General features: G+C 61.8%; 1 pseudogene. It reads left to right on the top strand.

What is annotated here, in order from left to right:
- Positions 1-419: pseudogene (locus EN884_RS38260) on the top strand (type VI secretion system tip protein VgrG); the annotation flags it as partial.

Below are 419 nucleotides of genomic sequence, written 5' to 3'. Positions count from 1 at the left end.
GTCTACAACGCCTCCCAGATGCCGCCCTACGGGCTGCCGGGCAGCGCCACGCAATCGGGCTGGAAGTCCGACTCCTCCAAAGGCGGTGGCGGCTACAACGAGCTGATGTTCGAGGACAAGGCCGGCTCCGAACTGGTCAATTTCCAGGCGCAGAAGGACCACATCCTTCTGGTCAAGCACGACCGCACCAAGCTGGTGCAGCACGACCAGTCCGACCGCATCGACCACGACGCCAAGCATTCCGTCGGCCACAACCTCGATGAGGACGTCGGTAACAACAAGACGGTCAAGATCGGCGTCGACCAGACCACCAACATCGGCTCGAACGACACCGAGACAGTGGGCGCCAACCGCTCGCTGACGGTCATGGTCAACGAGACCATCCATGTCGTGTCGAACTCGACGGAGAACATCGACGC

The organism is Mesorhizobium sp. M7A.F.Ca.AU.001.01.1.1, assembly GCF_004022735.1.
In the GTDB taxonomy this organism is placed as follows: domain Bacteria; phylum Pseudomonadota; class Alphaproteobacteria; order Rhizobiales; family Rhizobiaceae; genus Mesorhizobium; species Mesorhizobium ciceri.
The sequence above is the reverse complement of the archived record's forward strand: the minus strand, read 5'-3'. Positions and strand labels throughout refer to the sequence as shown.